This window comes from Providencia sp. PROV003 (assembly GCF_045040775.1).
GTDB classification, from domain to species: Bacteria; Pseudomonadota; Gammaproteobacteria; order Enterobacterales; family Enterobacteriaceae; genus Providencia; species Providencia huashanensis.
Window position 1 is genome coordinate 2,336,345 of sequence record NZ_CP096369.1, and the last position, 26,454, is coordinate 2,362,798.

The following is a 26,454-nucleotide window of genomic DNA, read 5'->3' on the forward strand; positions in this document are numbered from 1 at the left end:
CTGATTAGATTGATTTCTAAAACTGTTAACTTCCTTTGTTGGTCCTAAGTGAGCTATACCAGAAGACACGATGTCCGCTTAGAGCGAATAGCGGAAGTTGACATTTATCTGTGTTCTCAAAAGATCACTACCGAAATTGACCGGCACCCCGTTGATTAAAAAGTAGATCGACAGGTAGCTTGAACGGGTTGTATTGCTTGCACCAATATATGCGCTTTGATATCAGTAACGCTGATGTCACCAATGGCAGAGAACACATCTCGTTCAAGTGAACGCCAGATATCATTACCGTAGTCTTCTGTGACGGTGGATTTCTTCACTTCCCACCAACGTTCAGCGACAAGTTGGAAGGTATTGGCTTTAGCCTCTTGAGAGTTCCTTATTTGATCTTTCTGATATTCTTGAGGGTCAATATCTTTCGCCAGTAATGAGCGAGATTCTGCTCTAAGTTTTCTAGCATCGGAAAGTGTGACAGCAGGGTAGGCCCCAAAACTTTGTTTGGTCCTTTGTTTTGTATAAGGGCGGTAGTAACGGAATTGCCATAACTTGCTTCCGCTAGATTTGATTAGCAGTGTGAGTCCATCACCATCATACAACTGATAGTCCTTGTCCTGCGGTTTAGCTGCTTTGATTTCGGTATCGGTTAATGGCTTAGTTTTTCTTGCCATGAAAAATCTCCATGCGCTGGCGTAAGTTGAATTAAATGCATAACTCATTGAATTTTAATTGAATTTGTTTTTGATGGAAATTATGTATAACTAAACGTATAACTATAAGTAGTAGCTATCACATTTTTGATACATCACTGAGCTAGTTACTGGCTGTAAAAAAGATTTGTAGCATGGGATTTATTATCACACAAACCCATGCTTTCATAGGTGAGTATAATCGATGAAACATGATGGGTTACTAACAAAATAGTCATACCATTATGTTTCAAAGCTAGGAAGCTTACATTCGTGAGGATATTTGTAGTACAGTTATGATATATAGTTTTGCATCCTTTTGAGGAAAACTTTATGTATATCAAAAAAGTAACGATCAGTAACTATCGCAATTTCCGTTCTTTCGAAGCTCAACTTCAGAAGCTCACTATTGTTATTGGAGAAAACGATACAGGCAAGACAAATTTCTTCTCTGCGTTATCGTTACCCCTTAGTGGTAATCAAATTGATTTTAACCAAAAGCGTTTAAACATTTCTGATCTTAACAAAGATTCTATTTTAGAATTTTTTGCTTCAATAATAGATGATGAATCCGAGGGAGTGCAGTTAAGTAAGATCCCTAAAGTATTAGTGACAATAGAGTTTACTGATCCTAAAAATAGTTATGAAACTGCACTTTTAGCGAAATGGATTGTAGCAGATGGAGATGAGGAGAGTTATAGAATTAGATATGAGTTCAAGCCTAAAAATGATAATGATATACTTGAGCTAACTCGAAAGCTACTTGTAGGAAAGACTATTGATGAAGTTAATTGGTTCATCCTACCAATAGAACTATATGACTACCAAATTGTTTCTGTAAATAATGAGAAAGTAATTGGTTTTAGTGATCTAAGAAATGTTAGTATTCACAATATAAATGCTGAAAGAGATGATTTTTCTGAAAGTAGTTCAATGAAGTCTAATAGTATTTTTACAAAATTACTTATGAATACGTTAGGTGAAGATGACAAAAGTGAGATCAATACAGCCTATTCAGAATTTTTTACTGCAATAGAAAAAACAGATACATTTGATAAAATTATTGGTAATAATCCAGATTTTGATAATTACAATGATATTGTTGAGGAGCTAGAATGTATACCTAACCTACCTAATTTGAAAAATATATTATCAAATATCACTCTTCGATATGGAAATGAATTTTTATATCAAAAAGGTTTAGGGCAACGTAACCTTATTTATATACTAATTCTTTTTGCATATTATAAATCATGTGGTGATACGTTTAATCTTTGTTGTATTGAAGAGCCAGAGGCTCACCTCAGTGTAAATAACTTGCGCTTAGTAAGAGATTTTATAGAGAAAAGTTCTAGTAATAGTAGTACATTAGTTCAAACTATTATTTCTACTCATAATCCCTCTATTATTAATAAATTACAAATATCAAATGTATTGGCTTTCACAGGAAATAAAGCAATTAATTTAGCTGGAGTACCAGAAAAATTAGTTGATTATTTAAGAAAAAGACCAAATTTTGACATTCTCAAACTGTTATTTGCAAACAAGGTTATTTTGGTAGAAGGTACGACAGAGGAGATGCTAATTAGCACATTTTTGTCGAAAGAAGCCAACGTACTCAATGATGTCGAAGTTATTGCAATAGGTCAACGCGGATATACTAATTTTCTAGATATATGGCTAGCTTTAAACAAAGATAATATGAATAAGAAAATTGGCGTTATTCGTGATTATGACAATTCAGATACAGCTAAAGAAATACATGATGCTTATGATTTGAGTAATGCAAACGTTACGGTTAGGACAACAAGGAATTATACGCTTGAAATTGATTTAGTAGAAACAGATGGTAACTTGGAACTACTAAATACTCTGTTTGGTATGACTGGTAATATAAAAGAAGTATCTGATTATATGATCAGTGGTAAAGCGGCGAGAATGTTGGATGTATGTGATGCAATGGTAGCTAAAGATAAACCGTTAGATATAAAATTACCAGCACATATAGCTGAGGTAATTGAGGCAGTACTATGATTGAAATTCAAATTGCTGGGGCGGGTGCAGGCAAAACATTTGGATTAGCAAAATCAGTGATTGCTCATTTTAAAGCATGTAATAATCATAAAAAAATATTTGCACTAACATACACCAATTCTGCAACATCAAAAATAGAGCAGGAAATAATCAAGCAATATGGTTTTATTCCGTCAAACCTTTGTATACAGACAGTACATAGTTTTTTATTAAATGAAATAGTGTATCCATTTTCATCGTTCACGCTTGGAGATGTATACAATGATGCATCTATTATGTTGTTGCCTACAGACATTAAATTAAAAAATTGGCAAATAAAGCGATTGAAAGAAAGAAATATTATCCATGCAGAAAAAGTCTATAACATATCTAAGCAAATTGTTGATGAGACTACAAGTAAACATAATACTAAAGTAAAAAAATCTAGAGTTAGGCGACTTTTAAATATTTTAACAAATTGCTTTGACAAAATATTTATTGATGAGGTTCAAGATTTAGATGGTGATGCTCTGCGTTTTTTTGAGGTATTAGGTAGTAATGAAATAGATATTTATATGATTGGAGATCCTAAGCAAGCGATAAAGTATCCTCAAGAGTTCGATTTATTTGTTAAACGAATATCGTTAGAAAAATATGTACATATACATGATATTAATAATTTAACAAGAAGGGTTCCAAAAGAAATATTGAATATTTCGAATCGATTTTGTTATGAAAAACAACAACAAGAATCCCTATCGGAAATTATTGGTGAGTTGATGTATATAGAATCAACAGATGAGAGGTATTATATATTACTTGAACAATATATAAATACTAATCAAATAGTATGTATTGATAAAAAAGTAGATAAGTACTCTACGTCTACCAAGCCAAAATACTCATTTCCTAGAGATATTGAGGATATGATTCGTGATTCTAATCATAAGAAAGATAAAGAATTAGTTGTAAAGGCAGCTTTTAGTGATTTTATAAGTGATATACAAAAATATGGAGATAAAAAAGCCATAAATATGCTTGTCTCTAGGCATTCAATTCAGTTACAGAAAACTCACTTTGCTCAATTATATGATTTTTGTCTATCATGTAACAAGAATGATACACAATTTAAAGTTAAAAGCATTGATTCTATAAAAGGCCTTGACGCAGATACTTGTGTGATTATATTGACACCTAATTTGTTAAAGTATTTAATTCAAACTGATTTGAAGTCAACTGAAATTTTTAATAAAGAATGGAAAAAAATTTATGTCGCCCTTACTAGAGCTAAAAAAAGATTAGTGTTAGCTATAGATCATGATTTGTTTATAAAGCATAAACAGGAAAAAATAAAAAAAACAATCGAGAAATTGGGTTTTGTTAAGCATTATTGAGGTTGTAGTATCTTGTAATATGTAAGATTAATTATTAATAATTATAAATGTTAATTTTAAATATAAGACATAGATTGATTATCAATCTATGTCTTATGCATTTATGACTTACGAATTAAATAATTTAGACATTTTTATTTCATCATCAGGAACTTGGACTCTAAATATAAATCCTTCACACTCAGAATAAGATTTCTCAATATTTTTGTAGAGTATTTTTAAATTATTCAATTGTTGGGTCGTTGCACTATCTAGAAATGCTTGGATATTCTCTTGGTTTGATTCTTCTATGAAACTAAACAATAATCTTATGATTCCTGATGTGATATCGGATATTTGAATTTCGATACTTTCTTTTGAATCAATAAATTTAAAATCAATACCAAAGAAAGGGTTTTCATCATTACCTATATTAGAGTTTTTAGTGATACTGGTTATTTCCGGTTCAATAGTGTTTTCTTTGTCAAGAATATGTTTTGAATTTTTAAAACCATTTATGCGAGTAATATAAAAAGTTGAAAAAGAGTCTATCAATATATCAGTTTTATCATCAAACGTAAAATCAACATTATTTATATTTTTACATTTAGATAAAAATGAAGTCAATCCAATAATTTTATTGTTAATTTCATCTTTTTCTCGTTTTTCTATTGGAAGATTAATATTGTTATTTTTTCTTGCTAGCTTATGAAGTTCACGGTAAAAAAAACTCTCCTGACCTTTACTGATATTAGGATAATTAAACTTTTTTATCATTTCTATGAAGGATTTTTTATCTTTTTTTATTAGTAAATATAATGCATTTTTATATTGGTCTACAGAAAATCGATCAATATTATAATTTTCTTTACTATTCATGAAGTAATATATTGCATCATCTATGATGTCAACAAATGACCAGTAAACTGTATTTACAGCAAAGTATTGAAGATAGAAGTTGCTATTGTACATCCATGTTAAAAATTCGAATATTTTCGGACTATTTAGGACTTCTAAAAAATTACCTTTTGCGATATTTTTCAATTTTATTTCATTAATATTTTCAGGGAGAGACAGTAGTCTTTTAAAAAAATCAAGAGATATGTCACTTTCACTGTAACTTTCTTTTTTTACAATACCTCCAAGTATAAAAATTGGCGAATATGGGTTTTGAGGATTGTTATCGACATTAAAATTATTTTTTTTAATTGAGAATACTCGAATATTATTACTCTCATCATAGTAAAAGATATATTTTTCATCATTTATAACATAACCATATTTCATGTTTTTATCCTAAATTTTTAAAAGTTATCATAATAGTTTAGTAAGCCTTTGCAGAACTCACCCCCTACAGAGTCGCCGTCTGAACTAAATAATTTTCTAAGTGATATGTGTTTATTTTCTTTTTTTTCAATCTTTGAATAATTACTATGCAGATATAGTAATCGTGAAAACTCCCCTATGTGATTAGCCAATAATTGTTTATCTATGGATCGAGCAGTTTTTTTTATTATTAAATAATATTTAATTAGTTTTTCATCACTCAATTTAGTAATTGGTATTGGCTGCGTGTTTTTAGTTATTCTGGAACTTTCAATGTCTCGCCCAAAAGCATGAGAAAAATTATTTCGTAAAACTCTCATCTTATCTAAATCTGATATGTTTTTCTTAAGGATAGGAGGTGCAGAACCAAATATATTAACAAAATTGTTTGCTCTATCTAACCAAGTTCCTTTAACACAGGAAGTCACAATGTTATTTTGTACTTCGTTTATTTTTTTTAATGATGCATTATTTTTTACTAATTCTATACCATCAATTCTTTTTGAACAGTTATATATGATTCCTATATCTGACTCTAAAGCTAGTCTTACTATAGTGGCCATGTAGGTTTCTAAATTTGATAAAAGAGATGTTAGTGTGCTTAAATTTATCCAGTTATCTAATTGGTTATATGATTTAGACCAATTTTCTATATCTTTAAATTTTAATTTATAATTTTCAGGATCTATGTTTAAATTATGCTCAAAATGAATATCAGGTGAGTCAGTTTTTTCGGCTTGATCTTCTTTAAGTTTTTTATATAAGTAATTTTTAGATGACTTTGATGTTAGGTACATTTTAAGTAGTTCATTATTATATTTTTTATAAATACTCCAAGGTCGAGAATTTTTGTCTCTTGAAGACCATCGTTCAAACTTATATTCGCTTAGGGCCATTCTAATACAGTACCATGTTATGTAAGGAAGCATTTATTATACAATATATTTTTCTTAAGTTGAATTATTTAAAATAAGAATAATAGTAAAAATGGAAAGAACAGATAAAACTACTGATTCGTAATAGTAGGTCAAAACTGATTTTTCCAATAAATCAAGTATCGTAGATAATCTCCTCTAGCCCGTGCACCAATGGTTTCATGCTTCTATGGGGTAAATCAGGCCACTCACCAATCCCTCTTGGCTGATGAATATTTTCTTCACTTATGCTTTCCCATCCTGCTTCATTTGGCACCCATAAACCTTGCCATTCTTCCTGTGCTATACGGGCCAATTTCCAGCACGGCTGATAGCTAATTCGTCCATGTTGTCGTAACACGTCCAATGGAGTTTCAGGACGCAGCGTGGCAAGGAAACGGTAAGAACTGGCATTGTTGCGAAGAGTATCCTGATAAATGTCATCGCTGTGGGTGTCAATCAGGTATTCAAATGGAGAAACAGATTTCAAGATATTGGCTGTACCGCCTTCAACTTCTATTTCTTCGACCCAGACCACAATGCGCTGCCAGACGATAGCTTGAATCAAACAACGGTATTCTAGGGATTGCGTATCCAGCGGTGATTCATTGAATAAAGGTGCTTGTGCTGTCTCAATAGGTGCTGTAAAGGCTGAAGCATCAAAAGATCGGCTGTGAGTTGGGGATCCTTGCACTTCACGATAATCATATTGATTTAACGGGGTGATAACACCGAGATACTCAAGTTGATGAATAATGCGCTCAGCACGGTGAAATCCTATCCGAAAATGGCGCTGTAAACGTCTCGGTGAGGCTCTGTTAATGAGAATGACATAATCAATGGCTTTAACTGTCAATGGGTCATAGCTGCTGTCTAGCGTGTTGTGGTGAGATAACTGCATAGTGCCTCTGAGTCAGTGACGAAAATACAGTTATTAAAATAACAAAAGGTATTAAAAGATACTAATCTAATTCTTCCTGTTTCATGGTGAGCGCATTTTTTAATAGTGCTTTTCTTTTCTCAACTGGCAGTGATTTGTAGATTTCAAGTAAAAGGTTAAGATCTGCACTTTCAGAAGATAGTGTATTTTGCTTGATGAGCTCTTTTTCATCCGTGTTTAGGATCACCTTAAATGCATCAATATGATAGAGGTCGCCGCGCTTATTAGGGTTCTTCTTGCGAAAGTGGGGATAGAGTGCTGTGATTGACTCTAGACGGACTCTAACGCCTTTCGCAGTGGTAGGGATATCCATCTCTTTATATTCAGGGTAACGTGTTGGATCGTCAGCTTTTTCTTTTCCTATAGCCGCAAGCTCCCCACTGGTAAACCAGAGCTTGGGCGCATTATCCATTTCAGTTAGTTGTTTTTTATCAGTCATGATTTTTATAAATCTCATATATATCAAAAGGATAAAATAACCGCACTAGAAAGATGTTAAAATCATAAAGATACCTATTGATAATTCCCTTTAATTGGTTTTTAATAGACGAGGAATTAAACAGTGGAGTTATTACTATGTCTAACCCTGTAGCATCTCAAAAAAAGCCCCGAAAAGGAAGTGCCTCGGATTGGCACCGTGCGGATATTGTGGCGGCTTTGCATAAAAAAGGGGTCACACTAGCGCAATTGTCTCGTGAGCACGGTCTTTCTTCTCGGACGTTAAATAATGCGCTAGAGCGAGCTTACCCAAGAGCTGAACAGATTATTGCGGATGTGATTGGCACGGCTCCTGAAACAATATGGCCGAGTCGTTACATCAATAAGCCATCATCTAATAATCATGGACGGTAATTGAAATAGCCTAAATATTTACCCTTGCTTATCGGTAAGGCATTGCACCCATTCTAACGTCAACACCATGGAAAAAAACCTTAATTCATTTAATTGAAGGAACAGTCATGTCTATCAAAAATAAATTGCAAAAAATCCGAGAAGAAAACGAAGCGAAAGGATTAAATGATCCAGCTTTATTTAAACAGCGTTTGCTCAACGGGGGCTTTGGGTTAGCAAAAACCTTTTGGCTATTTTGGTTTTTACCGATTTTTTTCTTAAATATTATTGAATTTTTTATCACTAAAAAGGTGACATTGAATAAAGTAGAAGCGCTGATACTCATTTGGGATATTTGCTGTTTTTACTTTATCGTGAAAATACCGAATCGTCGTGCTTGGTATTACGTGGCGTTGGTGGTGATTGCACTCGATATATTAGCAGGGATCACCGTGAATTTTCTGCTGTAAGGTGAAAATGTGAAAATGAAACTGAACCAGTGGATGAAATTATGCGTATTAACGGCGATGGTTGGTTTAACGGGATGTAATGAGAGCGCTGTTAATTGTAATAGTGATGGCGCAAAGGCATTAGCATTACAAGTCGTCAATCAACATGTCGGTTGGGCGATGTATGAGCAGCTTGAGAATGTGCGAACGCAACGCCAAAATGCAGAACGAGGCGTTTATCTCTGTGCTGCGGAAGCAACGGGAAAAGCAGGCTCTGTCACCGTAATTTATTCCGTACAGCTCACGGATGATAAAAAAAGTTTTGTTGTTACGTTACTCAACGGTTAATTGCTATGCCAGCCTATTATTAGGCTGGCATTTTACCCTTTGACGCTTCCATTATTTCATTCACTTTCCACATCAATATTCCCCGCCATTAATAAAAATCACAGTACGTATATCAAAATAGCAATGATGGCTAAACTCATGTAACTACCTGATTATAAACAATAAATAACTTGTTTTTGCTAATATTTATGGTAAAATATTAGCATGGCACTATACCCTAATATGATTGGGTTGTGCTTAACGGTTTATTTCTACTTTTTTATTTAAAGGCCACTTTATATGACTATTCATCAGTCAGGGCTACGCTTGCCTATCGCACAAGCTTTTAGCCAATTGTTATTACATGAACTGGATAATTCAGTGATTAACTCAGCGATTGATTTAACCCTTGTTCGGGCGGTTACAATGAATTTTCGAGACCCATTGTATAGTGCTGAAACAGGCGGTTTTCATCCTGTCGAAATACGTTTGTTACGGCAGCATGAGCAATGGCAGTTTGATTATGTGACCAATTTTTCATACATGGGAAGCTATTATCCTGAGCTTGAAAAGGAACTCGATATTTGTTGGTCACAGGGTTATATCTATCATTTTATGATGGGGGATATTGATGAAGAAGAGGGCGGAGCACTGTTTGAACTGTGGCAACGCAATTTTATTCAGTACCACAAAATGAAATGTTATGAAGTCAGTATTCAGTGGGAAACCCACTAATTAAGTAAAAAATAATACCAGCGCTGGTGATCCCATTAAGTACAGTACAATCAATAGAAGGTTTAAGTTGATGTTGATACCGTCCAAGCAAGGTGATTTAGATTGCCTCTGTGGGATTTACAGTCTGGTGAATATGAGTACATGGTTCTATGGCGACCGCATTAAGCCCCGCCCGTTATTTAATTATCTTTTGCGTGAATACAGCGAATACTGGTCACTGTACAAGTGTTTAACCCAAGGTATTGATATTCCTGAAATGGATTACTTGATTAAGCGCCTAACCTCAAAATACCCATCACAAGCCCCTCTACACGTCACTACGCCATTTCGTTACAAAGATGGGCTGACCACACAAAAAATACTGTCTGCTTGTCAGGTGTTCTTGAGCGCACATACAACCTCACGTCGGCTCATTCTTCTGGGTGATCAGTGGCATTGGTCGCTGGTGGAGCGTATGGACAGTGAATATCTCTATTTCTTTGATAGCCACCAGCAAGAGAGAGTGAGCCGCACTCGTTATGGATTAAGGGGTAACAAGGTACGGCGGTTGTATAGTGAATCTATTTATTTTGTTGAAGTCACTTAGTTTTCATATTCGCCTTATTAATTTTATCTGATTGCTAATCATACATTAGCTTATTAATATTCATTATTAAGAGTTATAAATGAATGGAAAGGGCTAAATGATATGAACAATCATATTGTTGTACATACAATACCAAATATTATACAAAAAATGAAAAATGAAGGTATTGCGTGTACTGAGGATAGCATTATCGGTATATGGAAAAATCATCATATCGAGTTTGTATTAGATTGGCGAGGAAAAGGGTATAGCAATACTACAGGAACAAAGAATTACGATGAAATTGTCTACCCAAGTAGAAATCATATTTTGCATATACTCGAGTATGGGCTTGAAAGTAGAGACGGAATGATTACCGAAATATTAGTAAAACCTTATTCATCAAAACAAATTGAAATAGCTTCTTTAGAACTCACTCACCCACTATATGGCAGTTGCATTAATTCCAATCTATTAGATGAGCTTTCTGTTGAGGATAAATATTTAAAAATAATAAAAAAGTCACTCAAAAACTTAAAGATTGCACCCCATGGTAATAAAAAACGCTTTGAACAAGAGAAAGAAAAATTTTTAATCAAGGCCAAACACGTACTAACCTTTCACACTGAAAAATGTAGAGGCATTCGGGGAAAAATAACACAAGAAAAAGTTGCGGAAGCGACTTTAAGTAGCCATTGCTCAGAGTGTTCAATGGTGTTGTTGACCAGCAGTATTGATACCGCGAAAAAATATTTAAGAGGCGACACCTATATCATGAATGAAATAAAAAAGCTAGGTTAGTAAAACAATGAAAAATGCTCCCCTTTTTTAGTCATGTGTTACTTCGTATGCTGTAACCCATTCAGTAACTAATAGACGTATAGCAAAAAGAGGTTACACATGAGTAAGATGATAAAAATTTGTAGCATGGCAGAAGTGATGTTAATCCTTGATGTCCGTTCTCGGAACTCAGTATACAATCTTGAGCGTAAAGCTGGTTTTCCTCCTCGAATTCGCATCGGGATCAGGCGTATTGGCTATGATCTAAATGCTGTTCAAGAATGGCTTAATACTCGCACTGTAAAATAATTAATAACTAACATAGTTTAAATATTAGATTATGGATAATTTTATCTTTATTATCTGGAAGAGAGTATTATGTTATGAAAATCTATGCCAATAGGATAAGTATAAATAGACGAAGCAGTGAAGAAAAAAAGGAGAATAACGAAAGAATTAAAATACTGAATCTTATTTATAAGAAAACAAAAAATAAACGTTATAAAAAATTAGCTAGGAAAATTCAAGATTGCGAAGAGGAATATAATTGCAATAGTTTGGCTTGTGCTCAATGCATTAAGGTTAAGCAGCTAGACATAGTTAATCAATTCGGTAATTATATAAATAAAAAATATGTTTTTGTCACTCTTATTTTTTATAAAGATAAAATTACAATAAATGAATTGCCAGATTTCAATCCTAATTTATTAAAGGATAAATTAAGAAAGAAGCTTAAATCTATTGGTTTTAATAACTTTATTTTTGGCAGTCTAGAATTAGATCTCCACTTATATGAGAGCATTAATTTTAGTTATTATCAACCTCATTTTCATTTATTAATTCCTAATGAAAGTGAAAAAATCAAATCTCTTAGAGATTACATGAAGTCATCTAAGAATTTAAGCTCTCGGCAAGGCATTAAAAATAGACCTATGGTGGTTGATGAAATTAATGATATTGGCGGGGTTATCAAGTATATAACTAAAATCATGTGGTGCGAAATGGCATTTTTTACTAATAAGGAGGGAAAGCTCAAGCACAGCAGTAAACGCCGTATATCAAATAGTCGTATGTTTGCTGATTCACTAGTTAAGCTAGATACACTGAAATTCAGTGACATATTTTTTAAGTGTAATTTCCAGTAACTAAATTCTAGATCTCTGTTTAGACAGCACCAGTATGCCTGTAGATATGGAAGATTGATTAGTCTGATAGTTTTTGGAATGAACACTGGTTAACGTATCTATATTAGTATAATACTAATACATATTGGTGTTGTAAATGGTGATTTGGTGATTTAGTGATTATCAAAGAGGCCTTTATGACTAGAAAGAAAATAGATTCAAAATATATTAAGCTTGTTGCTTTATCATATCAAGATGAAGGGCAAGAATCTTATCGTTTAGTTGAGTTTTTCAATGTAAATAAAAATAAGGATGTTTTTTTATTAATTCCAGCGTCAATAATTGCAGTACCTAATAAACTTAAAAGCCTTCTATTAGAGAATGGATTTAAACCTAAAGTTATCCATGAAAACTTTAATGGAGTTTTTAATATTATTTTAGGTGATTGTGATGAAAGAATTGTACTGTGTAATAAACCAGGTTTTCTTTATGTTGATAATGAACTCTACTATATTAAAAATTCAGGAGAATTATTAGGTGGACATAATGGCTTGAAGATATTTCCAAATCCTAATGCTAGAACGTTTAATTACTCATGTCAGGCTAAAGGCACATTAGAACAATGGAAAAAGAAGGTCGCAGAAACTGCTAAATATAGTCCTTATGTTATGCTTTGCTTATGTTCAGCTTTTGCTGGCATGTGTATTTATTTTACAGAGATAGAATCTGGTGGAAAACATATTTATGGTGGTAGTTCTTCGGGGAAAAGTACAGTGTTAAAATCAGCAGCTTCTGTATTTGGGGATTCCTCATACATTCTTGATTGGAATATCACTGAAGCTGCATTTGAGCAGCAAGCGGAGTCTCGTAATCATGGATTGCTATTGACTGACGAACTTATTTTAATAGATTCCAATCGTCAAACTGCCGCCCAAAAAATGCAAAAATTTGTGTATATGCTAGGTTCTGGTACTGGAAAGTCAAGAAGTCATACCTATCAAGAACGTTCGGCAAGTTGGCAATTAGTCGCTTTAAGCAACGGAGAAGAAGCTTTAAGCCAACATGCCAGCTCTGGTCTAATGAGTCGTAAGAATGGTGAAATAGCTCGATTCATAGATGTTCCTGTTGATTGTGATAATGATATGGGTATTTTTAGTTCATTACCTGAAGGTGTATCGTCATCTGCTGAATATGCAGAATATTTGAAAGAAAATTGCAATAACTATTATGGCACAGCTGGAGATGCGTTCTTACAGAAGATACTGACACAGGTTAGCAAAAAATCTCCAGAGTATATTACTAATAAGCTCAACGACTATATTACTAAATTCTTGGAGATGAATAATGTAGGTTCTAATGGATTAGATAAACGTATAGCTACTCGTTTTGCTTTAGCTTACGCAAGTGGGATACTCGGTATTAAAACTAAGGTTCTCCCCTTTACTGAGAAGGAGGTTTTTGATGGAATTACACATTGTTATCTGAAAGCTATAGATCAAAACCCTATTAAAAAGGTTGTTTTCAATCAAAAGCTATTAGATGCATTGAAAAATCCCTGCAAACCGAAAAAGAGTCTCGTAGATAAGGACAAACTAAACAATTTAAATGCCATTGTTGTTCAAATCAAAGAGGTACAGTGTGTCGCAGTAAAATCATCATTTTTTGATGGTAATATTATTGGGAATAAAAAAACTGTGATTCGCCAGTTGGTCTCAGAAGGAAAGTTACTTACTGATGCCCAAGGCAAAAGCACTCGCCAGTGCAAGGTTAATGGCGTGAAATTAAGTCGTCGTTATTGCTTGAAAGTTGATGTTGTAAGCTAACCTTTAAAGCAACAAGTTGTTTTATAAAAAGGTCATCCAGAGTGCTTTAGGATGACCTTTAAATATTTTAAGTTACAATTATGCCATTTAAGAATTAAACCTTATAAAGACAAAATAGTTGTATCTATGTTGTCGTCAGTAGGAAATAAAAATATATGATGAGGCCATAATAATCGCTCAACATGAATATTTAGAGCATAGAAATCGTCTTTAGACCACAACTCAATATTCCAAAAAGTATGTAAATCACTTGCAAAAGCGTTCACCCATCCAGTTAATTGGTGTGACAATATTACAGTTTCAATTAATGATTTTTCTGGTGGTATAAAAATTCCTTTAGCTCCTTGTAGGTGCCCAACTACTCTAGCTGTACAGGTTAAAATATTACCTACATCATTAATCAAAGAGCAAAGAAATTTATTACTATCTCTATCTACCTTATATTCCTCTTTTGCTTTTAATATGTTGGACTGAGAAACATCAAATGTAGTTATAAAGTAATTATAATATTCTTCTTCAATTATTTCTGCTGAACCAAAATTTGCACTAATGTATGAATATTGATAAGCCCTCACTGCTTTACGCAGTGCGCAGTGTAGTACAGCTGAATGATTAAATGTTTTGAAGGGTTCCATTAATAAGTTAGGTAATATTTTTTCAATTTTGTCAGTTATATGTACTATAGCCAGTCCTGCTACAAGAAAGTGTAGAGCTATTTCTGTATTATCAAAATTGTCTTCAATTAAAGATAATGCATATTCTTGATGAAGAACAAGGTGCACTTTAGGTTTGCCATCTTTTATAACTAGTAGAGCAGCTACTCCTTGCGCAATGTAATCAGGAGTTCCTTCATATATATCGTTTAATTTAAACCCTCTATCAATTTCTGATAATGATTTTTCAAAGTTAGAGGTGAAAGTAATGGCATCTAAAACATTGAGATTAAGTGAATGACACATGCTATGTATGATAGTCTTAATCACTTTGTTGATGCTTTGAATATCAAAATCTGTCGACCAATTAGTAAAGTTTAATTGAAAGCTTACAGATGGAATAGAATTAAGGTCAGATATTACTTCATTCTTGGTTTGATTTTTATTCAATAGTTCATTTAGTGAATCATGAACGATAAAATCAGATTTAGTTTTCCAACGGTTACCTATATTTTCAGATAAATAGGCATGATTTGAAGATGATGAAATGAAAAATTCAGAACAACATGCTGATGCTTCGTTGTTAAAATTAGATAGATCAGGTATAGAGTCAATAGACTTTAAACCTATGAGAATTTTCTCTGATGTTAAAGGCATGACAATAATTGAAGTACCAGAAGCCATTATGTAAGGTAAATACACTCCTTCTTCATCCAGCGCAATCGCTATACAATCGGGCATTATAGCGCCTTCTCCTTGTGCTGATGAAATGAACCATGTAAATTCAACAAGTGATTGTTTACGTGGTTCAACAATTATTTCACTATTAAGAAATTTTTTATGGGCACTCTCTATGGTTTTATCAATATTATTAATTAATATTGATAAAACATATTTGGCTAACTCATTAACAGGCAATGTATCACCTAAAATATTCTCCTTTATAAGCATATACCCAATTTTTTCTAATGTAGTTTTTGGAATGTTTGTTTTACTCATAACAAAGTCAATTAATTTTTTTAGCTCTAGGTCATCATTAAGCAGGGATGAAAAACGATCTCTCCATGTTTTATTCGGTAAGGGATCATTTAATTCCATTACAGATAGAACCGCCTCTTTGTTCGAAAATATATCAGATATTCCAACAATCAATTGATTAGTGGCATTTCCAAACATACTTCGGATACTTTTACTTCTTGGTGATAGGTGTGCGATAACTTCAGCTGCAATATATGGATCTATGCTAGAACCTACTTCAGATAGACGTAAATTACCAAGTAGTACACCTAGTCTATTACTTTCATAGTTAGTAATTTTATCATCAAGAGTTTCTTCACCATTAAGTGAGGGGATAGAATAAAAATCACGCTGTACTGCAATGCGATTAATATTGGATATATAACTTTTGTTTTTATTATAAACGTATGTTTGCTGAGATTTTTGATCTAGTGAAAACCCACGTAGAAACGATTGGGGTATATAATGTTGCATTCTACCTGACATGATCTATTCCTATGCTTTATAATAAATGCGGCATATAAAATTTACTTAATTTCTTTTTATTGCTTTATCAACAAACTCGCCCCACCAATCCATCATTTCACGCCTTTGTTCGAGATAAATAGCTCGGTTATAAGCACGTCGTACCTCATTGCTATCGATATGGGCTAAAGCTGCTTCAATCACATCAGGTTGAAATCCATGCTCATTTAATGCAGTTGATGCAATTGAACGGAATCCATGTGCTACAAGGCGACCTGCAAAGCCAACACGCTTGATAGCCGCATTAACTGTTTGGCTATTCATTGGTTTAGTGTGTGGTGATTTCATACTAGGAAAAATGTGTTCCCTATGGCCGCTTATAGGTTTCATAGTTTCTAATATTGCCAATGCTTGAGGAGAGAGAGGAATGATATGTTCTCTTTTCATCTTCATTCTTGCTGGTGGGATAGTCCAAAGCTTATTATCAAGATCGATCTCACACCATGCTGCTTCGGCTGCTTCGGCTGGGCGAGTCATAGTTAATAATTGCCATTGCAGTAAACAATAAGTTTGTCGCTCAATGTTGACTCCTTGGATTGCAGCCATCAATTCAGGAAGCTGATCAGGTTTTAATGCAGGTAAGTTTTTTACAACTGGATTTTCAAAGGCAGCGGTAATTTTTGCAGCAGGGTTAGCATCAAGAAAGCCAACATTCACAGCATAAAACATCACTTCATTAATGCGTTGCGCTACTCGTTTAACTGATTCTAGTTTGCCTTGTGCTTTTAAGGGTTCTAATGCGCTAATAAAATGGCGAGCTTTTAAATCAGTTATTGCTATATCACCAACATGAGGAAGTACATGCAGCTCAAGAGAACGCCAAATATCTTTCAAAGTTGATTCTTGCAAGCTAGATTTACTTTTGATTTCGAACCACTGCTGAGCTATTTTTTCAAAAGTATTATTTTTTTCTTCAAATAGGCGTTGTTCTTCAGCTTTTTTGTGTTCTTGTGGATCTATATTTTTAGCTAGAAGCTCCCGTGCGTTTTCACGTTTAAGCCGAGCATCTAAAAGACTAACTGTAGGATAGCTACCAAAGCTAATAAGCGCTCGTTTCTTGGTTATAGGGCGGTAGTAGTTAAAGCGCCATATTTTTGAGCCAGTTGTTTTGATTAGTAGATATAAGCCATTTCCATCTTGCAGCGTATAATCTTTATCCTTGGGTTTTGCTGATTTAAGCTTGGTATCACTGAGTGGAACTGTTGTACGCGCCATGTAGTTATACGCCTTTTAGTTATACATAGAGAATATAACTAATGATATAACTAAAATTTTTGCTTGTCACTGAACATAACTGACCATTAATACATATAAAAAAAGCCTTCAACTATGAAATTGAAGGCTTTTTAATCATCACTGAACATCAATGACACTATATTTGGTGGAGCTGGCGGGAGTTGAACCCGCGTCCGAAATTTCTACATCCTCGGTACTACATGCTTAGTCTAGTCTTTAAATTCATTTGCCAGCTGCGGACAGACACGCCACTAACAAACTATCCTGATTAAGTTTAACGCTGCAACCCCAGGCAAGGCATTCACGCGATCTCTTTTGGGTTTGACCTCTCTTGATCCCCGTCCTAAGAGCGGAGGCTAGGGAGAGAGGGCTCTAAGCAGGTTATTAAGCTGCTAGTGCGTAGTTTTCGTCGTTTGCGACTATTTTTTTGCGGCTTTTTACGAGGCCAACCGCCCCTCGGCATGCACCTTGGGTTTCGCAAATCCCGTCGAATCCAGAATCAGCCCCAAGTTGTTGAGCACAGTATAACAGAAAATTATCCTATAAAGCTAGAACTTAGCGATTAGAATGTTTCATTATACGTGCTTTATCGAGTTGCCATTCACGATCTTTGATATCAGAACGTTTATCATGGGCTTTTTTACCCCTTGCAACACCAATTTTGACTTTACACCATGCATTTTTCCAATAGAGGGAAAGTGCAATAACGGTATACCCTTCACGATTAACTTTGCCGTAAAGTGTGTCTAATTCACGTTGATTCAGAAGTAGTTTTCGGCTACGGGTTGGATCACACACTACATGGGATGATGCAACAGTAAGTGGTGTAAAGTTTGCACCAAATAAGTAGGCTTCACCGTTACGTAAAAGCACGTAGCTATCACCAATATTGGCTTTGCCAGCGCGTAGTGATTTAACTTCCCAACCTTGTAGGGACAAACCCGCCTCGAACTCCTCTTCGATAGAATATTCGTGGCGAGCACGCTTGTTCATAGCAATTGTTGCTGAACCGGGTTTATATGGTTTTTTCTTTGTCATAGTGCAATCATTATACTGTAAGCTGAGTTGAAAGAAATCTTTCTAAGCTGATATTTTTCTGATTGTGCAAATCTTGCCCTGTATGGGTTTTGTTTTTTGTTTAACCAGTCAATGATGGTATTATATGCTCAGTTTTTGGGGATAGGAATTGATATGCCACAGATTAGTCGCTCTGCGTTAGTCCCTTTCAGCGCAGAACAAATGTATAAACTCGTCAATGACGTTATTTCATACCCAAGTTTTTTGCCTGGGTGTGTAGGTAGCCGAATTATTAGCCACAGTTCTGATGAAATGACAGCTTCAGTTGAAGTGTCAAAAGCGGGGATCAGCAAAACCTTTATTACTAAAAATGTACTTGAGGATAACAAGTGTATTCACATGCAGTTGGTCGAAGGGCCATTTAGCAAGTTATCTGGAGGGTGGAAATTTATTCCTTTAAGTGCTGATGCATGCAAAATCGAATTTCATCTTGATTTTGAATTTACTAATAAATTAATAGAGTTAGCATTCGGTAAAATTTTTAAGGAATTGGCGAACAACATGGTTCAAGCCTTTACTTTAAGAGCTAAGGATGTTTACAGTGTCTGAGCTTAGTATCGAAGTAACCTATGCATTGCCGGAAAAACAATTTTTGTTATCAGTGAAGGTTGCTGATGGTACAACAATTGAGGATGCAATAATTGCCTCTGGAATTCTTGCGTTGCGTGATGATATCGATTTAAAGAAAAATAAAGTGGGTATTTATAGCCGCCCTGCAAAGTTGACAGATAAAGTGCAAGATGGTGATCGGATTGAAATTTACCGGCCTTTAATTGCAGACCCGAAAGAATTACGTCGAAAGCGCGCTGAAAAATCTAAAGAAACAAAAAATAGTTGATAGAGCTAATATGATTTTGATGAACCGAGCGATAGCTCGGTTTTTTTGTTATGTAGACTTAATATCTTCAAATTGCTTTGGAAATAAGAGTGGTATAACAATGTTCATTCAAAATAACTACCTGTTCAAATATGTAGTTAATGATACAGGTAGATAGTTTCATAAAGCCCTAACTATATGATTAGTCAGCTGACTTGGTCTCGGATGCTTTAGTTTCAGCGGCTTCCATTGACTCTTGGGCTGCAAGGTTTTTCTCATTTTTGATATCAGTTAAAATACCATTGCGATCAAAAATTAGAGTTAAAGTCTCTTGCTGAACTGGGTCATGCCCGAGCTCTTGGCGGAAAACATAATACCAAGTCTGAGTACCAAACGGGTCGGATAACATTGGTGTGCCCAAAGTGTAAGCGACCTGTTGCTGTGTCATTCCTTTTTGGATCTTGGCAACATCTTTCGCTGTGAGGTAATTACCTTGGTTAATGTCAGGGTGATAGACAAGACGTTCCATCATTGAACAGCCCGTAGACATTAATGCGAGTGATAGTGCAGCAGCAGTTAACAATTTATAACGCATGGATATCTCATTCCTTTTGGAGTCAGAACATCAATGATAATCGACATTGATACATTTTAAAACCTTCCTTATCGACTCTAAGACCACATGAGCGTAAAAAAGTTGTCAAAAATTACGCTGCGAGTAATTCTTTTGCATTTGCCAGTGTATTTTTTGTGACTTCTGAACCGGCAAGAAGTCGGGCAAGTTCTTGTAACCTTGATTTTTTGTCCAGTAATTGCATATGTGTTTCAGTTTCTACGCCATTGGTTTCTTTACTGACATAAAAATGATGATGACCACAACCAGCAACTTGCGGTAGATGGGTTACACACATAACCTGCGTCGACTCACCTAATTCACGTAATAATTTACCAACAATCGCTGCTGTTGGCCCACTGATACCGACATCGACTTCATCAAAAATTAAGGCTGGGGTGTCCATTTTTTTAGCGGTAATAACTTGGATAGCTAATGCTATGCGTGATAATTCACCGCCGGATGCAACTTTACTTAAAGCTTGATGAGGCTGACCGGGGTTAGTCGTAACATTGAATTCAATCTTACAAGCACCGTCGATTTGCAACTGTTCCGGAACAAATTTTACATCAATAGTAAACAGGCCGTGGGGCATAGATAGTTGGTGCATGCTATTGGTAATTAATGAACTTAACTCTTGGGCATAATGCAGGCGCATGTGGTGTAAGCGCTTAGCGCAAGCTAATGCTTTTTGGTGATCATTAATAACTTGAGCATTTAATGCTTCACAATCTTCATTTTGATTGGAAATTTGTTCTTGCTCCTTTAGTAACTGTTGAAATAGTTCTGGTAGTGCTTCAGGAGTAACATGATGTTTACGCGCTAGGCTAATTTGTTTAGAAATGCGTTGTTCAAGTTCAAACAAGCGATTGGGGTCAAGTTCGTACTGATCGCAATAATGTTTTATTTCATCACTGACTTCACTGACTTGGATTGAAGCCTCTTCGAGCATATCCAGTAACCCTGAAAACTTAGGATTGAGAGTGACTAATTCAGATAACTCATTTTTTGCCATGCTCAACAGGCCCATCACGTTGGCTTCATCATTGTCTGATAATATTTGAGCCGCAGTTTGCCCAAGCGTTAAAAACTGACCATAATTTGCTAATTGTTTATATTCTTGGTCAATTTCTTCAAATTCCCCTTGGATGGGCATAAATTCATTTAATTCTTTCAAATGATATTCTAATAGCTGCTGACGAGCTTCATATTCTTGCATTTGTTTTTGAAAAATGGCCAATTGCTGGCAAGAGTTATGCCAAACCTGCCAAGCTTGTTTCATTTGCGAGAGTAGTTCTTGTTGATTTGCATAGGCATCTAGTAGTGATTTTTGGTGAGTATTATCAAGTAATAATTGATGAGCGTGCTGACCATGGATTTGGATTAGTAAAGCACCGAGTTCCCTAAGCTGCGAAAGAGGTACGGATACGCCATTAATAAAGCCACGGGAGCGGCCATCAGAAGATATTGTACGGCGTAATAGGCACTCATTTTGGTTATCAAGTTGATGTTCAGCTAACCAATTTGCGGCCATTTTTGCATCTGCAAGGGAGAAGCGGGCGCACAAATCTGCACGTTGAGTGCCAGAGCGTACCATATTGGCTTCACCACGTTCCCCTAAACACAGGCCGAGCGCATCAATAGCGATAGATTTACCCGCACCTGTTTCACCTGTGATGGTGGTCATGCCATTACGAAAATCAATTTCTAATTCACGAACGATAGCAAAATTATTGATGGTTAATTGAGTAAGCATCTGCGCTCTCCTGTAAAAATACACACCTGTGTTTTCATACAGTTTAAACTGTTTTTTTATACAGTAAAGAGGTAGCGCAAAAAAATTAAAAAGTTTTTTTAGCCCATCCTAATTTTGAACTTAACGTATTGAAATAGTTATAGTCTTGGGGGTGAACTAGGTTAAGGTTTTTATTACTGCGTTTAATTATAACCTCTTCACCATCTTGAATTGGCAGCATAATTTGGCTGTCACAACTGACTTCATAGTCGATATTTGTGCGTAAAAACTTTAAACGGATACTGCTATCACTACTAATAACGAGTGGCCGTGATGACAGGGTATGAGGGAACATAGGGACTAAGACAATGGCGTCTAAATTAGGTGTTAAAATAGGGCCTCCCGCAGAAAGTGAATAGGCGGTAGAGCCAGTTGGAGTTGCAATGATTAAGCCATCAGAGCGCTGAGAGAATGCGAACTTTTCATCAATATAGACTTCAAATTCGATCATATGAGCGACTTTACCTGGGTGCAGAACAATTTCGTTGATTGCAGTACTTTTCCGTGATTTTTGATTACTTTTGATAACCTGAGCTTCTAATAGAAAACGTTTTTCTTCGCGATATTCACCTTCAAGGACCCGAGAAAGCTGCTGTAAGGCATTATCAGGGTCGAGGTCAGTTAAAAAACCGAGGTTACCCCGGTTTACGCCGATAACTTTATTATTATAGCGGGATAAAATGCGAGCAGCACCCAGCATGTTACCATCACCCCCAACGACGACGACGAGGTCTGCTTGTTGGCCAATATCGGTTAATGACCCTGTATTGGCATTAGCCAGCTTCAGATCTTTGGCAACTTGTTTATCAATAATTGCATGGTAATTTTTTGAAATTAGCCAATGATAAATTAATTCATGAGTTGCCAATGCTTCCGGATGCCTTGGGTGCCCGACAATGCCTATCGTTTTAAATTGTGATTGTGGTGTATTATTGCCCTTTCGCATACTTTTTTGGCCTCTCATTGTATGACTTCCCTTGAATCCCTGTATTAGATCCCCATAATACTCTCATATAGGGGATTAATGCTAAATACGCGGAGATATTCATGAGTAGTAAAGACCAAAACATGCATGATGAGCAAGCTTTTGAGCAAAATGAATCACAAAAAGTTCAACAAGAGCAAGAAGCTGAAGTTCAGCAAGCTGATGAAATGCAAGCAAACGAAGAAGCGTTAGCAGCGCGTATTGCTGAGCTTGAGCAACAGCTTGAAGCATCAAGAAAAACTGAGCGTGAAGCCATGTTGCGCGCACATGCTGAAATCGAAAACATTCGTCGTCGGACGGAACAAGATATCGAAAAGGCGCACAAATTTGCTCTTGAAAAATTTTCTAATGAACTATTACCAGTTATTGATAATTTAGAGCGTGCTATTGATGCGGCAGACCGTGACAATGAACAATCTAAAGCAATGGTAGAAGGGTTAGATTTAACGCTGAAAACATTCTTAGATGCAGTGGCGAAATTTGGCATTGAACCCGTAGGCGAAGCGAATGTACCGTTTAACCCTGAGGTTCATCAAGCAATGACGATGATAGAATCGCCTGATCATCAAGCAGGTCATGTTATTGATGTGATGCAAAAAGGCTACACGTTAAATAACCGTCTATTAAGACCAGCAATGGTCATCGTGTCGAAATAACGATAATGATAATTAAATGGGATGCACAGGCATCCCATTTAATTACTAGTATTATTGAAAATCAATTGTTTGATTTTATTGTTTTCTTGTTCTGCTTTTCTAGCCCATTACATCGTATTTTATTCGTTGATGACTGGGTTCCAGTCAATAGGTGTTTTGCCTTCCCGTTCTAAGATGGTATTTGTTTGGGAAAAATGTCCGCAACCTAAAAAACCACGGTGCGCTGAAAGTGGCGATGGATGTGGGGCTTTAAGGACGTGATGGCGCTTAGTATTAATTATTTTGCCTTTTTTCTGTGCGTGGGCGCCCCATAATAGAAAAATGACCCCCTGAGTATTTTCATTAATAGCTTCAATAACTTTATCTGTAAAGGTTTCCCAGCCTAGATGTGCATGGGAATGTGCATTACCTTGCTCTACCGTCAGTACGGTATTGAGTAATAAGACACCTTGCTTAGCCCAACTCAGTAGATAGCCATGATCAGGCCGTTGAAAACCAGCGATATCTTTCTCCAGTTCTTTATACATATTAACTAAAGAAGGTGGCGGTTTTACCCCTGGGAGTACTGAAAAAGATAGGCCATGGGCTTGACCAGGTCCGTGATAGGGGTCTTGACCTAAGATAACCACTTTGATGTCGGCAAGTTCTGTATAACGAAAAGCATTAAAAACATCATCTTGTGGTGGATAGATAACTTTACCTTTTTTGCGTTGATCAGCAACGTAAGCAAGTGTTTCCTTGAAGTAAGGCTTGGATTTTTCTGGGCCAATGACATCGTGCCATGTGATAGGTTCTGACATGAAGTATTCCATAATAATGAATCTATGACAGTCCAATTTATAACTGAACCAGTTGATACCCTAAGCTTACTGGTTCATAGGCAAGAGATAAAGCCCTGATATTGATTATAGTATTTAAAATATTTTTTAAATTTTATGAAAAAAATTAAAAAAACAAACGGATTAATTTTGATTTAAATCATAAAGTTGAACTGATCTGTTTAGTTACTGCACGAAATAATTGATAAATATCAAAGAAACTCGGGGGTTCAACTGGTATAAAATGACTATATACATTGGTTAGACCAAATATCCAATTGCTAGTTTTTATAAGATTGATGGTTAATGCAGTTTCGGTTAATAAAAACCGATTGCAATCAAGTTCGAACGTGGAGGTCGACATGATTACTGGTATTCAAATTACTAAAACAGATAATGCAGCATTATTAAATTCTTTCTGGTTACTTGATAACGAGAAAAATGAGGCTCGTTGTGTTTGTGCAAAAGCGGATTATAACGAAGGCCAAATCGTCGCGAAAGACGAATTAGGTGCTTTTGAGTATCGTGAAGTCCCTTTGGAGATGAAGCCAACAGTTCGTGTCGAAGGTGGCCAGCACTTAAATGTGAATGTTTTAAGCCGTGAAACATTAGAAGATGCGGTTAAAAACCCAGAAAAATACCCACAATTAACCATCCGTGTATCAGGTTATGCAGTACGTTTTAACTCATTAACCCCTGAACAACAGCGTGATGTTATTACCCGTACTTTTACTGAAAGCTTATAATAAAATTTAGTATAACTACGTTAAATACTGTGTAATAAATTCTAAAGCCATTGTTATCAATGGCTTTTTATTTGCGACTAATAAAGTAGATTATTTCTCTCCTTGGCTATTTGTATTCCAATATTCTTCCAACACAATATATTTGTTAGGAGGAATTTATGCCTTTTTTAACGCCAGAAACGATATCCTCTAGAGATGAGCTTTCTCTTGCTCAAGAAAGTTTAGATATATATTTACAACATCAGCATGTAGAAAATCAGTCTTGCGGGGGAAATTTGTGGCCCCCAAAAATATTAAAAAATGACTTTTTAGGTCGGGATGCACAGCCGAAAGACTATATATTAGCGTTGCTTTCACAGGGGGCTTACAATAAAAATTGGCAGACAATACAAGAGATTGAAAGATTAGATGATAGTGAATTGAATAAACTGGGAATAAGTGCTGAATTATTAAGTGATAAGCAGACAGGGTTCCAAGCTAATATTTGTCGGTTTCATGATTTATATATTCTTTGTTTTAGTGGTAGCAATGATATCAGCGATTTTTATGCAAATATCCGCCAAGGAATTGGTTTGTATGAATCTCAATATTTTCAAGCCGTGAGTTTAATGAATGTTTTATCAAATGCAGTTAATGGAAATACAATCTGTACAGGGCATTCATTAGGTGGAGGGCTATCGTCTATTGCAGCATTGGCAAGCAATTCCCCTTGTATTGCATTTAGCCCAGCAGGGCTGTCTAAGAGCACTGTTAATAAAGTCGGCATAGATTACCACATGGCTGAAAAAGTGGCTCAGGAAGGACTAATACGTTTTTATACTGTGCAGTATGACTGGCTTGATTCATTACAAAATTCTTTACCAATCCCTTCTGCGTTGGGAAATTGTATTAAAATGCCTTATAGCGAACAGAGTTCTTGGAAAAATTGGCTACCACACCGTTTATTAACAAGAAGTTTTATTGCACATACAATGGTTAAAATTATTAAAATGATGTGCATGCATAAACCGTGGAATAATTGGAATGCCCTTACTGGAGAATATAATAAAATCCAAGAAATACCATTAACTGTATTCCCTAACCCTGAAGAACAACAAGTATTAAATTGGCAAGAAGGTTGTAAGAAAGCGATTAAAGCAGGGGATATTAATGAGTTTTCAGCTATTTTAGTTCGACATCATAAACCTAGCGATATTGACTTTTTAGCTCGGCAATCAGTTAGTGCAATGAATGGGCAATTTATGCAAGTTTTAATTGAATCTCAATATGGGCAATTAATTAAAAGTATGCAATCAAAAGAACAAAAAAGTATTTTGCATTTAGCTGCACAAAACGGCCAAGTCATGCAATCTCAAATCTTATTAAAGAATGGTGTAACGGTAAATATTAGGGATAGTTTAGGCAATACTCCCTTACATGATGCAGTGAATAGTCATGCACTTGAGGTGGCAGAGTTATTGTTAGCAAGTGGAGCTGATTGGCGAGTTAAAAACAACCAAGGCTTAGACTGCAAAGACATTCTCAATAATCATATTATTAAACCAGAATTGTTAACCCATGAGGGAAAATTTATGCGTGAAAAAGTGTTTAATATGATGAAATAATAAAAAAACGGGTCGAAACCCGTTTT

27 protein-coding genes, 1 other RNA gene and 1 pseudogene are annotated in these 26,454 nt (G+C 35.2%); 16 read left to right on the forward strand and 13 right to left on the reverse strand.

What is annotated here, in order from left to right; all coding sequences use genetic code 11:
- Window positions 1-176: 176 nt before the first annotated feature.
- A pseudogene (locus M1F14_RS10575) lies at window positions 177-668 on the reverse strand (integrase arm-type DNA-binding domain-containing protein); the annotation flags it as partial.
- 351 nt (window positions 669-1,019) lie between these two features.
- Here M1F14_RS10575 and M1F14_RS10580 point away from each other — a divergent pair.
- Window positions 1,020-2,720: an ATP-dependent endonuclease gene (locus M1F14_RS10580; protein WP_181468636.1), complete on the forward strand. Its 1,701-nt coding sequence runs from the start codon at window positions 1,020-1,022 to the stop codon at window positions 2,718-2,720.
- Complete coding sequence (locus M1F14_RS10585; RefSeq protein ID WP_181468635.1) at window positions 2,717-4,093, forward strand: UvrD-helicase domain-containing protein; 1,377 nt, start codon at window positions 2,717-2,719, stop codon at window positions 4,091-4,093. Before M1F14_RS10580 ends, M1F14_RS10585 begins: the two co-directional genes overlap by 4 nt.
- A gap of 108 nt (window positions 4,094-4,201) precedes the next feature.
- On the opposite strand, the gene M1F14_RS10590 is transcribed toward M1F14_RS10585, so the two are convergent.
- The 4 genes from M1F14_RS10590 to M1F14_RS10605 all read right to left on the reverse strand — a co-directional run bounded on the left by M1F14_RS10590 (window position 4,202) and on the right by M1F14_RS10605 (window position 7,691).
- Complete coding sequence (locus M1F14_RS10590) at window positions 4,202-5,359, reverse strand: DUF3800 domain-containing protein (protein ID WP_181468634.1); 1,158 nt, start codon at window positions 5,357-5,359, stop codon at window positions 4,202-4,204.
- A 17-nt stretch (window positions 5,360-5,376) separates the two neighbouring features.
- Window positions 5,377-6,294 (reverse strand): hypothetical protein, encoded by a 918-nt coding sequence (locus M1F14_RS10595; RefSeq protein WP_181468633.1) that lies wholly within the window; start codon window positions 6,292-6,294, stop codon window positions 5,377-5,379.
- A 154-nt stretch (window positions 6,295-6,448) separates the two neighbouring features.
- Window positions 6,449-7,213 carry a DNA translocase FtsK gene (locus M1F14_RS10600; RefSeq protein ID WP_232370489.1) on the reverse strand — a complete coding sequence of 255 codons (765 nt, stop codon included), beginning with the start codon at window positions 7,211-7,213 and terminating at the stop codon, window positions 6,449-6,451.
- Between the two features lie 61 nt (window positions 7,214-7,274).
- Complete coding sequence (locus tag M1F14_RS10605; RefSeq protein ID WP_181468632.1) at window positions 7,275-7,691, reverse strand: hypothetical protein; 417 nt, start codon at window positions 7,689-7,691, stop codon at window positions 7,275-7,277.
- A gap of 137 nt (window positions 7,692-7,828) precedes the next feature.
- Here M1F14_RS10605 and M1F14_RS10610 point away from each other — a divergent pair, with 137 nt between their 5' ends.
- From M1F14_RS10610 to M1F14_RS10650, 9 genes are all read left to right on the forward strand, one after another.
- Window positions 7,829-8,104, forward strand: a complete 276-nt coding sequence (locus M1F14_RS10610) for a helix-turn-helix transcriptional regulator (RefSeq protein WP_181468631.1) — start codon at window positions 7,829-7,831, stop codon at window positions 8,102-8,104.
- Between the two features lie 107 nt (window positions 8,105-8,211).
- Window positions 8,212-8,553 carry a hypothetical protein gene (locus M1F14_RS10615; RefSeq protein ID WP_181468630.1) on the forward strand — a complete coding sequence of 114 codons (342 nt, stop codon included), beginning with the start codon at window positions 8,212-8,214 and terminating at the stop codon, window positions 8,551-8,553.
- Between the two features lie 9 nt (window positions 8,554-8,562).
- A complete protein-coding gene (locus M1F14_RS10620; protein WP_181468629.1) occupies window positions 8,563-8,880 on the forward strand; it encodes a hypothetical protein in 318 nt (105 codons plus the stop codon).
- A gap of 279 nt (window positions 8,881-9,159) precedes the next feature.
- Complete coding sequence (locus tag M1F14_RS10625; protein ID WP_181468628.1) at window positions 9,160-9,594, forward strand: DUF2787 family protein; 435 nt, start codon at window positions 9,160-9,162, stop codon at window positions 9,592-9,594.
- A 70-nt stretch (window positions 9,595-9,664) separates the two neighbouring features.
- Window positions 9,665-10,180, forward strand: a complete 516-nt coding sequence (locus M1F14_RS10630) for a hypothetical protein (RefSeq protein WP_181468627.1) — start codon at window positions 9,665-9,667, stop codon at window positions 10,178-10,180.
- A 102-nt stretch (window positions 10,181-10,282) separates the two neighbouring features.
- Window positions 10,283-10,960, forward strand: a complete 678-nt coding sequence (locus M1F14_RS10635) for a hypothetical protein (RefSeq protein ID WP_181468626.1) — start codon at window positions 10,283-10,285, stop codon at window positions 10,958-10,960.
- 99 nt (window positions 10,961-11,059) lie between these two features.
- Window positions 11,060-11,248, forward strand: a complete 189-nt coding sequence (locus tag M1F14_RS10640; RefSeq protein ID WP_181468625.1) for an AlpA family phage regulatory protein — start codon at window positions 11,060-11,062, stop codon at window positions 11,246-11,248.
- A 74-nt stretch (window positions 11,249-11,322) separates the two neighbouring features.
- Window positions 11,323-12,084 carry a hypothetical protein gene (locus M1F14_RS10645; RefSeq protein WP_181468624.1) on the forward strand — a complete coding sequence of 254 codons (762 nt, stop codon included), beginning with the start codon at window positions 11,323-11,325 and terminating at the stop codon, window positions 12,082-12,084.
- A 176-nt stretch (window positions 12,085-12,260) separates the two neighbouring features.
- Complete coding sequence (locus M1F14_RS10650) at window positions 12,261-13,886, forward strand: DUF927 domain-containing protein (protein WP_181468623.1); 1,626 nt, start codon at window positions 12,261-12,263, stop codon at window positions 13,884-13,886.
- 101 nt (window positions 13,887-13,987) lie between these two features.
- Here the strand turns inward: M1F14_RS10650 and M1F14_RS10655 are convergent, their stop codons facing one another.
- From M1F14_RS10655 to smpB, 4 genes are all read right to left on the reverse strand, one after another.
- Window positions 13,988-16,042, reverse strand: coding sequence for a DUF4238 domain-containing protein (locus M1F14_RS10655; RefSeq protein ID WP_181468622.1), 2,055 nt, complete (start codon window positions 16,040-16,042; stop codon window positions 13,988-13,990).
- A gap of 45 nt (window positions 16,043-16,087) precedes the next feature.
- Window positions 16,088-17,296 carry an integrase domain-containing protein gene (locus tag M1F14_RS10660; RefSeq protein ID WP_181468621.1) on the reverse strand — a complete coding sequence of 403 codons (1,209 nt, stop codon included), beginning with the start codon at window positions 17,294-17,296 and terminating at the stop codon, window positions 16,088-16,090.
- A gap of 164 nt (window positions 17,297-17,460) precedes the next feature.
- Window positions 17,461-17,824, reverse strand: a transfer-messenger RNA (tmRNA) gene (gene ssrA, locus M1F14_RS10665).
- A gap of 48 nt (window positions 17,825-17,872) precedes the next feature.
- Window positions 17,873-18,355, reverse strand: coding sequence for an SsrA-binding protein SmpB (gene smpB / locus M1F14_RS10670; RefSeq protein ID WP_181468620.1), 483 nt, complete (start codon window positions 18,353-18,355; stop codon window positions 17,873-17,875).
- Between the two features lie 153 nt (window positions 18,356-18,508).
- Between smpB and M1F14_RS10675 the strand changes: the two genes are divergently transcribed.
- The gene (locus M1F14_RS10675; protein WP_197679461.1) at window positions 18,509-18,943 is read left to right on the forward strand and encodes a type II toxin-antitoxin system RatA family toxin; all 435 of its coding nucleotides are present in this window, start codon (window positions 18,509-18,511) and stop codon (window positions 18,941-18,943) included.
- Window positions 18,927-19,232, forward strand: a complete 306-nt coding sequence (locus M1F14_RS10680) for an RnfH family protein (protein WP_208292020.1) — start codon at window positions 18,927-18,929, stop codon at window positions 19,230-19,232. The genes M1F14_RS10675 and M1F14_RS10680 overlap by 17 nt, the downstream gene beginning before the upstream one ends.
- 181 nt (window positions 19,233-19,413) lie before the next feature.
- On the opposite strand, the gene bamE is transcribed toward M1F14_RS10680, so the two are convergent.
- The 3 genes from bamE to nadK all read right to left on the reverse strand — a co-directional run bounded on the left by bamE (window position 19,414) and on the right by nadK (window position 22,565).
- Window positions 19,414-19,806: an outer membrane protein assembly factor BamE gene (bamE, locus tag M1F14_RS10685; protein ID WP_042844747.1), complete on the reverse strand. Its 393-nt coding sequence runs from the start codon at window positions 19,804-19,806 to the stop codon at window positions 19,414-19,416.
- Between the two features lie 112 nt (window positions 19,807-19,918).
- Window positions 19,919-21,580, reverse strand: coding sequence for a DNA repair protein RecN (gene recN, locus M1F14_RS10690; protein WP_181468619.1), 1,662 nt, complete (start codon window positions 21,578-21,580; stop codon window positions 19,919-19,921).
- Window positions 21,581-21,665: 85 nt separating this feature from the next.
- Window positions 21,666-22,565 (reverse strand): NAD(+) kinase, encoded by a 900-nt coding sequence (nadK, locus tag M1F14_RS10695; protein WP_042845373.1) that lies wholly within the window; start codon window positions 22,563-22,565, stop codon window positions 21,666-21,668.
- A gap of 101 nt (window positions 22,566-22,666) precedes the next feature.
- On the opposite strand from nadK, the gene grpE reads away from it, so the two are divergent.
- The gene (gene grpE, locus M1F14_RS10700; RefSeq protein ID WP_042844743.1) at window positions 22,667-23,260 is read left to right on the forward strand and encodes a nucleotide exchange factor GrpE; all 594 of its coding nucleotides are present in this window, start codon (window positions 22,667-22,669) and stop codon (window positions 23,258-23,260) included.
- 119 nt (window positions 23,261-23,379) lie between these two features.
- Here the strand turns inward: grpE and ung are convergent, their stop codons facing one another.
- Complete coding sequence (gene ung, locus M1F14_RS10705) at window positions 23,380-24,060, reverse strand: uracil-DNA glycosylase (protein WP_048607890.1); 681 nt, start codon at window positions 24,058-24,060, stop codon at window positions 23,380-23,382.
- Between the two features lie 380 nt (window positions 24,061-24,440).
- Between ung and grcA the strand changes: the two genes are divergently transcribed.
- Together grcA and M1F14_RS10715 are read left to right on the forward strand one after the other, a co-directional pair.
- Window positions 24,441-24,824, forward strand: a complete 384-nt coding sequence (gene grcA, locus M1F14_RS10710; RefSeq protein ID WP_042844740.1) for an autonomous glycyl radical cofactor GrcA — start codon at window positions 24,441-24,443, stop codon at window positions 24,822-24,824.
- Between the two features lie 158 nt (window positions 24,825-24,982).
- Entirely contained in the window at window positions 24,983-26,428 is a 1,446-nt protein-coding gene (locus M1F14_RS10715) for an ankyrin repeat domain-containing protein (RefSeq protein ID WP_042844738.1), read from the forward strand.
- Window positions 26,429-26,454: the final 26 nt, after the last annotated feature.

Bases quoted from the DNA above. Each gene is read 5' to 3' on its own strand.
- M1F14_RS10580 (WP_181468636.1), top strand. From the start codon at position 1,020: ATGTATATCAAAAAAGTAACGATCAGTAACTATCGCAATTTCCGTTCT.
- M1F14_RS10585 (WP_181468635.1), top strand. From the start codon at position 2,717: ATGATTGAAATTCAAATTGCTGGGGCGGGTGCAGGCAAAACATTTGGA.
- M1F14_RS10590 (WP_181468634.1), bottom strand. From the start codon at position 5,359: ATGAAATATGGTTATGTTATAAATGATGAAAAATATATCTTTTACTAT.
- M1F14_RS10595 (WP_181468633.1), bottom strand. From the start codon at position 6,294: ATGGCCCTAAGCGAATATAAGTTTGAACGATGGTCTTCAAGAGACAAA.
- M1F14_RS10600 (WP_232370489.1), bottom strand. From the start codon at position 7,213: ATGCAGTTATCTCACCACAACACGCTAGACAGCAGCTATGACCCATTG.
- M1F14_RS10605 (WP_181468632.1), bottom strand. From the start codon at position 7,691: ATGACTGATAAAAAACAACTAACTGAAATGGATAATGCGCCCAAGCTC.
- M1F14_RS10610 (WP_181468631.1), top strand. From the start codon at position 7,829: ATGTCTAACCCTGTAGCATCTCAAAAAAAGCCCCGAAAAGGAAGTGCC.
- M1F14_RS10615 (WP_181468630.1), top strand. From the start codon at position 8,212: ATGTCTATCAAAAATAAATTGCAAAAAATCCGAGAAGAAAACGAAGCG.
- M1F14_RS10625 (WP_181468628.1), top strand. From the start codon at position 9,160: ATGACTATTCATCAGTCAGGGCTACGCTTGCCTATCGCACAAGCTTTT.
- M1F14_RS10630 (WP_181468627.1), top strand. From the start codon at position 9,665: ATGTTGATACCGTCCAAGCAAGGTGATTTAGATTGCCTCTGTGGGATT.
- M1F14_RS10635 (WP_181468626.1), top strand. From the start codon at position 10,283: ATGAACAATCATATTGTTGTACATACAATACCAAATATTATACAAAAA.
- M1F14_RS10640 (WP_181468625.1), top strand. From the start codon at position 11,060: ATGAGTAAGATGATAAAAATTTGTAGCATGGCAGAAGTGATGTTAATC.
- M1F14_RS10645 (WP_181468624.1), top strand. From the start codon at position 11,323: ATGAAAATCTATGCCAATAGGATAAGTATAAATAGACGAAGCAGTGAA.
- M1F14_RS10650 (WP_181468623.1), top strand. From the start codon at position 12,261: ATGACTAGAAAGAAAATAGATTCAAAATATATTAAGCTTGTTGCTTTA.
- M1F14_RS10655 (WP_181468622.1), bottom strand. From the start codon at position 16,042: ATGTCAGGTAGAATGCAACATTATATACCCCAATCGTTTCTACGTGGG.
- M1F14_RS10660 (WP_181468621.1), bottom strand. From the start codon at position 17,296: ATGGCGCGTACAACAGTTCCACTCAGTGATACCAAGCTTAAATCAGCA.
- smpB (WP_181468620.1), bottom strand. From the start codon at position 18,355: ATGACAAAGAAAAAACCATATAAACCCGGTTCAGCAACAATTGCTATG.
- M1F14_RS10675 (WP_197679461.1), top strand. From the start codon at position 18,509: ATGCCACAGATTAGTCGCTCTGCGTTAGTCCCTTTCAGCGCAGAACAA.
- M1F14_RS10680 (WP_208292020.1), top strand. From the start codon at position 18,927: ATGTTTACAGTGTCTGAGCTTAGTATCGAAGTAACCTATGCATTGCCG.
- bamE (WP_042844747.1), bottom strand. From the start codon at position 19,806: ATGCGTTATAAATTGTTAACTGCTGCTGCACTATCACTCGCATTAATG.
- recN (WP_181468619.1), bottom strand. From the start codon at position 21,580: ATGCTTACTCAATTAACCATCAATAATTTTGCTATCGTTCGTGAATTA.
- nadK (WP_042845373.1), bottom strand. From the start codon at position 22,565: ATGCGAAAGGGCAATAATACACCACAATCACAATTTAAAACGATAGGC.
- grpE (WP_042844743.1), top strand. From the start codon at position 22,667: ATGAGTAGTAAAGACCAAAACATGCATGATGAGCAAGCTTTTGAGCAA.
- ung (WP_048607890.1), bottom strand. From the start codon at position 24,060: ATGTCAGAACCTATCACATGGCACGATGTCATTGGCCCAGAAAAATCC.
- grcA (WP_042844740.1), top strand. From the start codon at position 24,441: ATGATTACTGGTATTCAAATTACTAAAACAGATAATGCAGCATTATTA.
- M1F14_RS10715 (WP_042844738.1), top strand. From the start codon at position 24,983: ATGCCTTTTTTAACGCCAGAAACGATATCCTCTAGAGATGAGCTTTCT.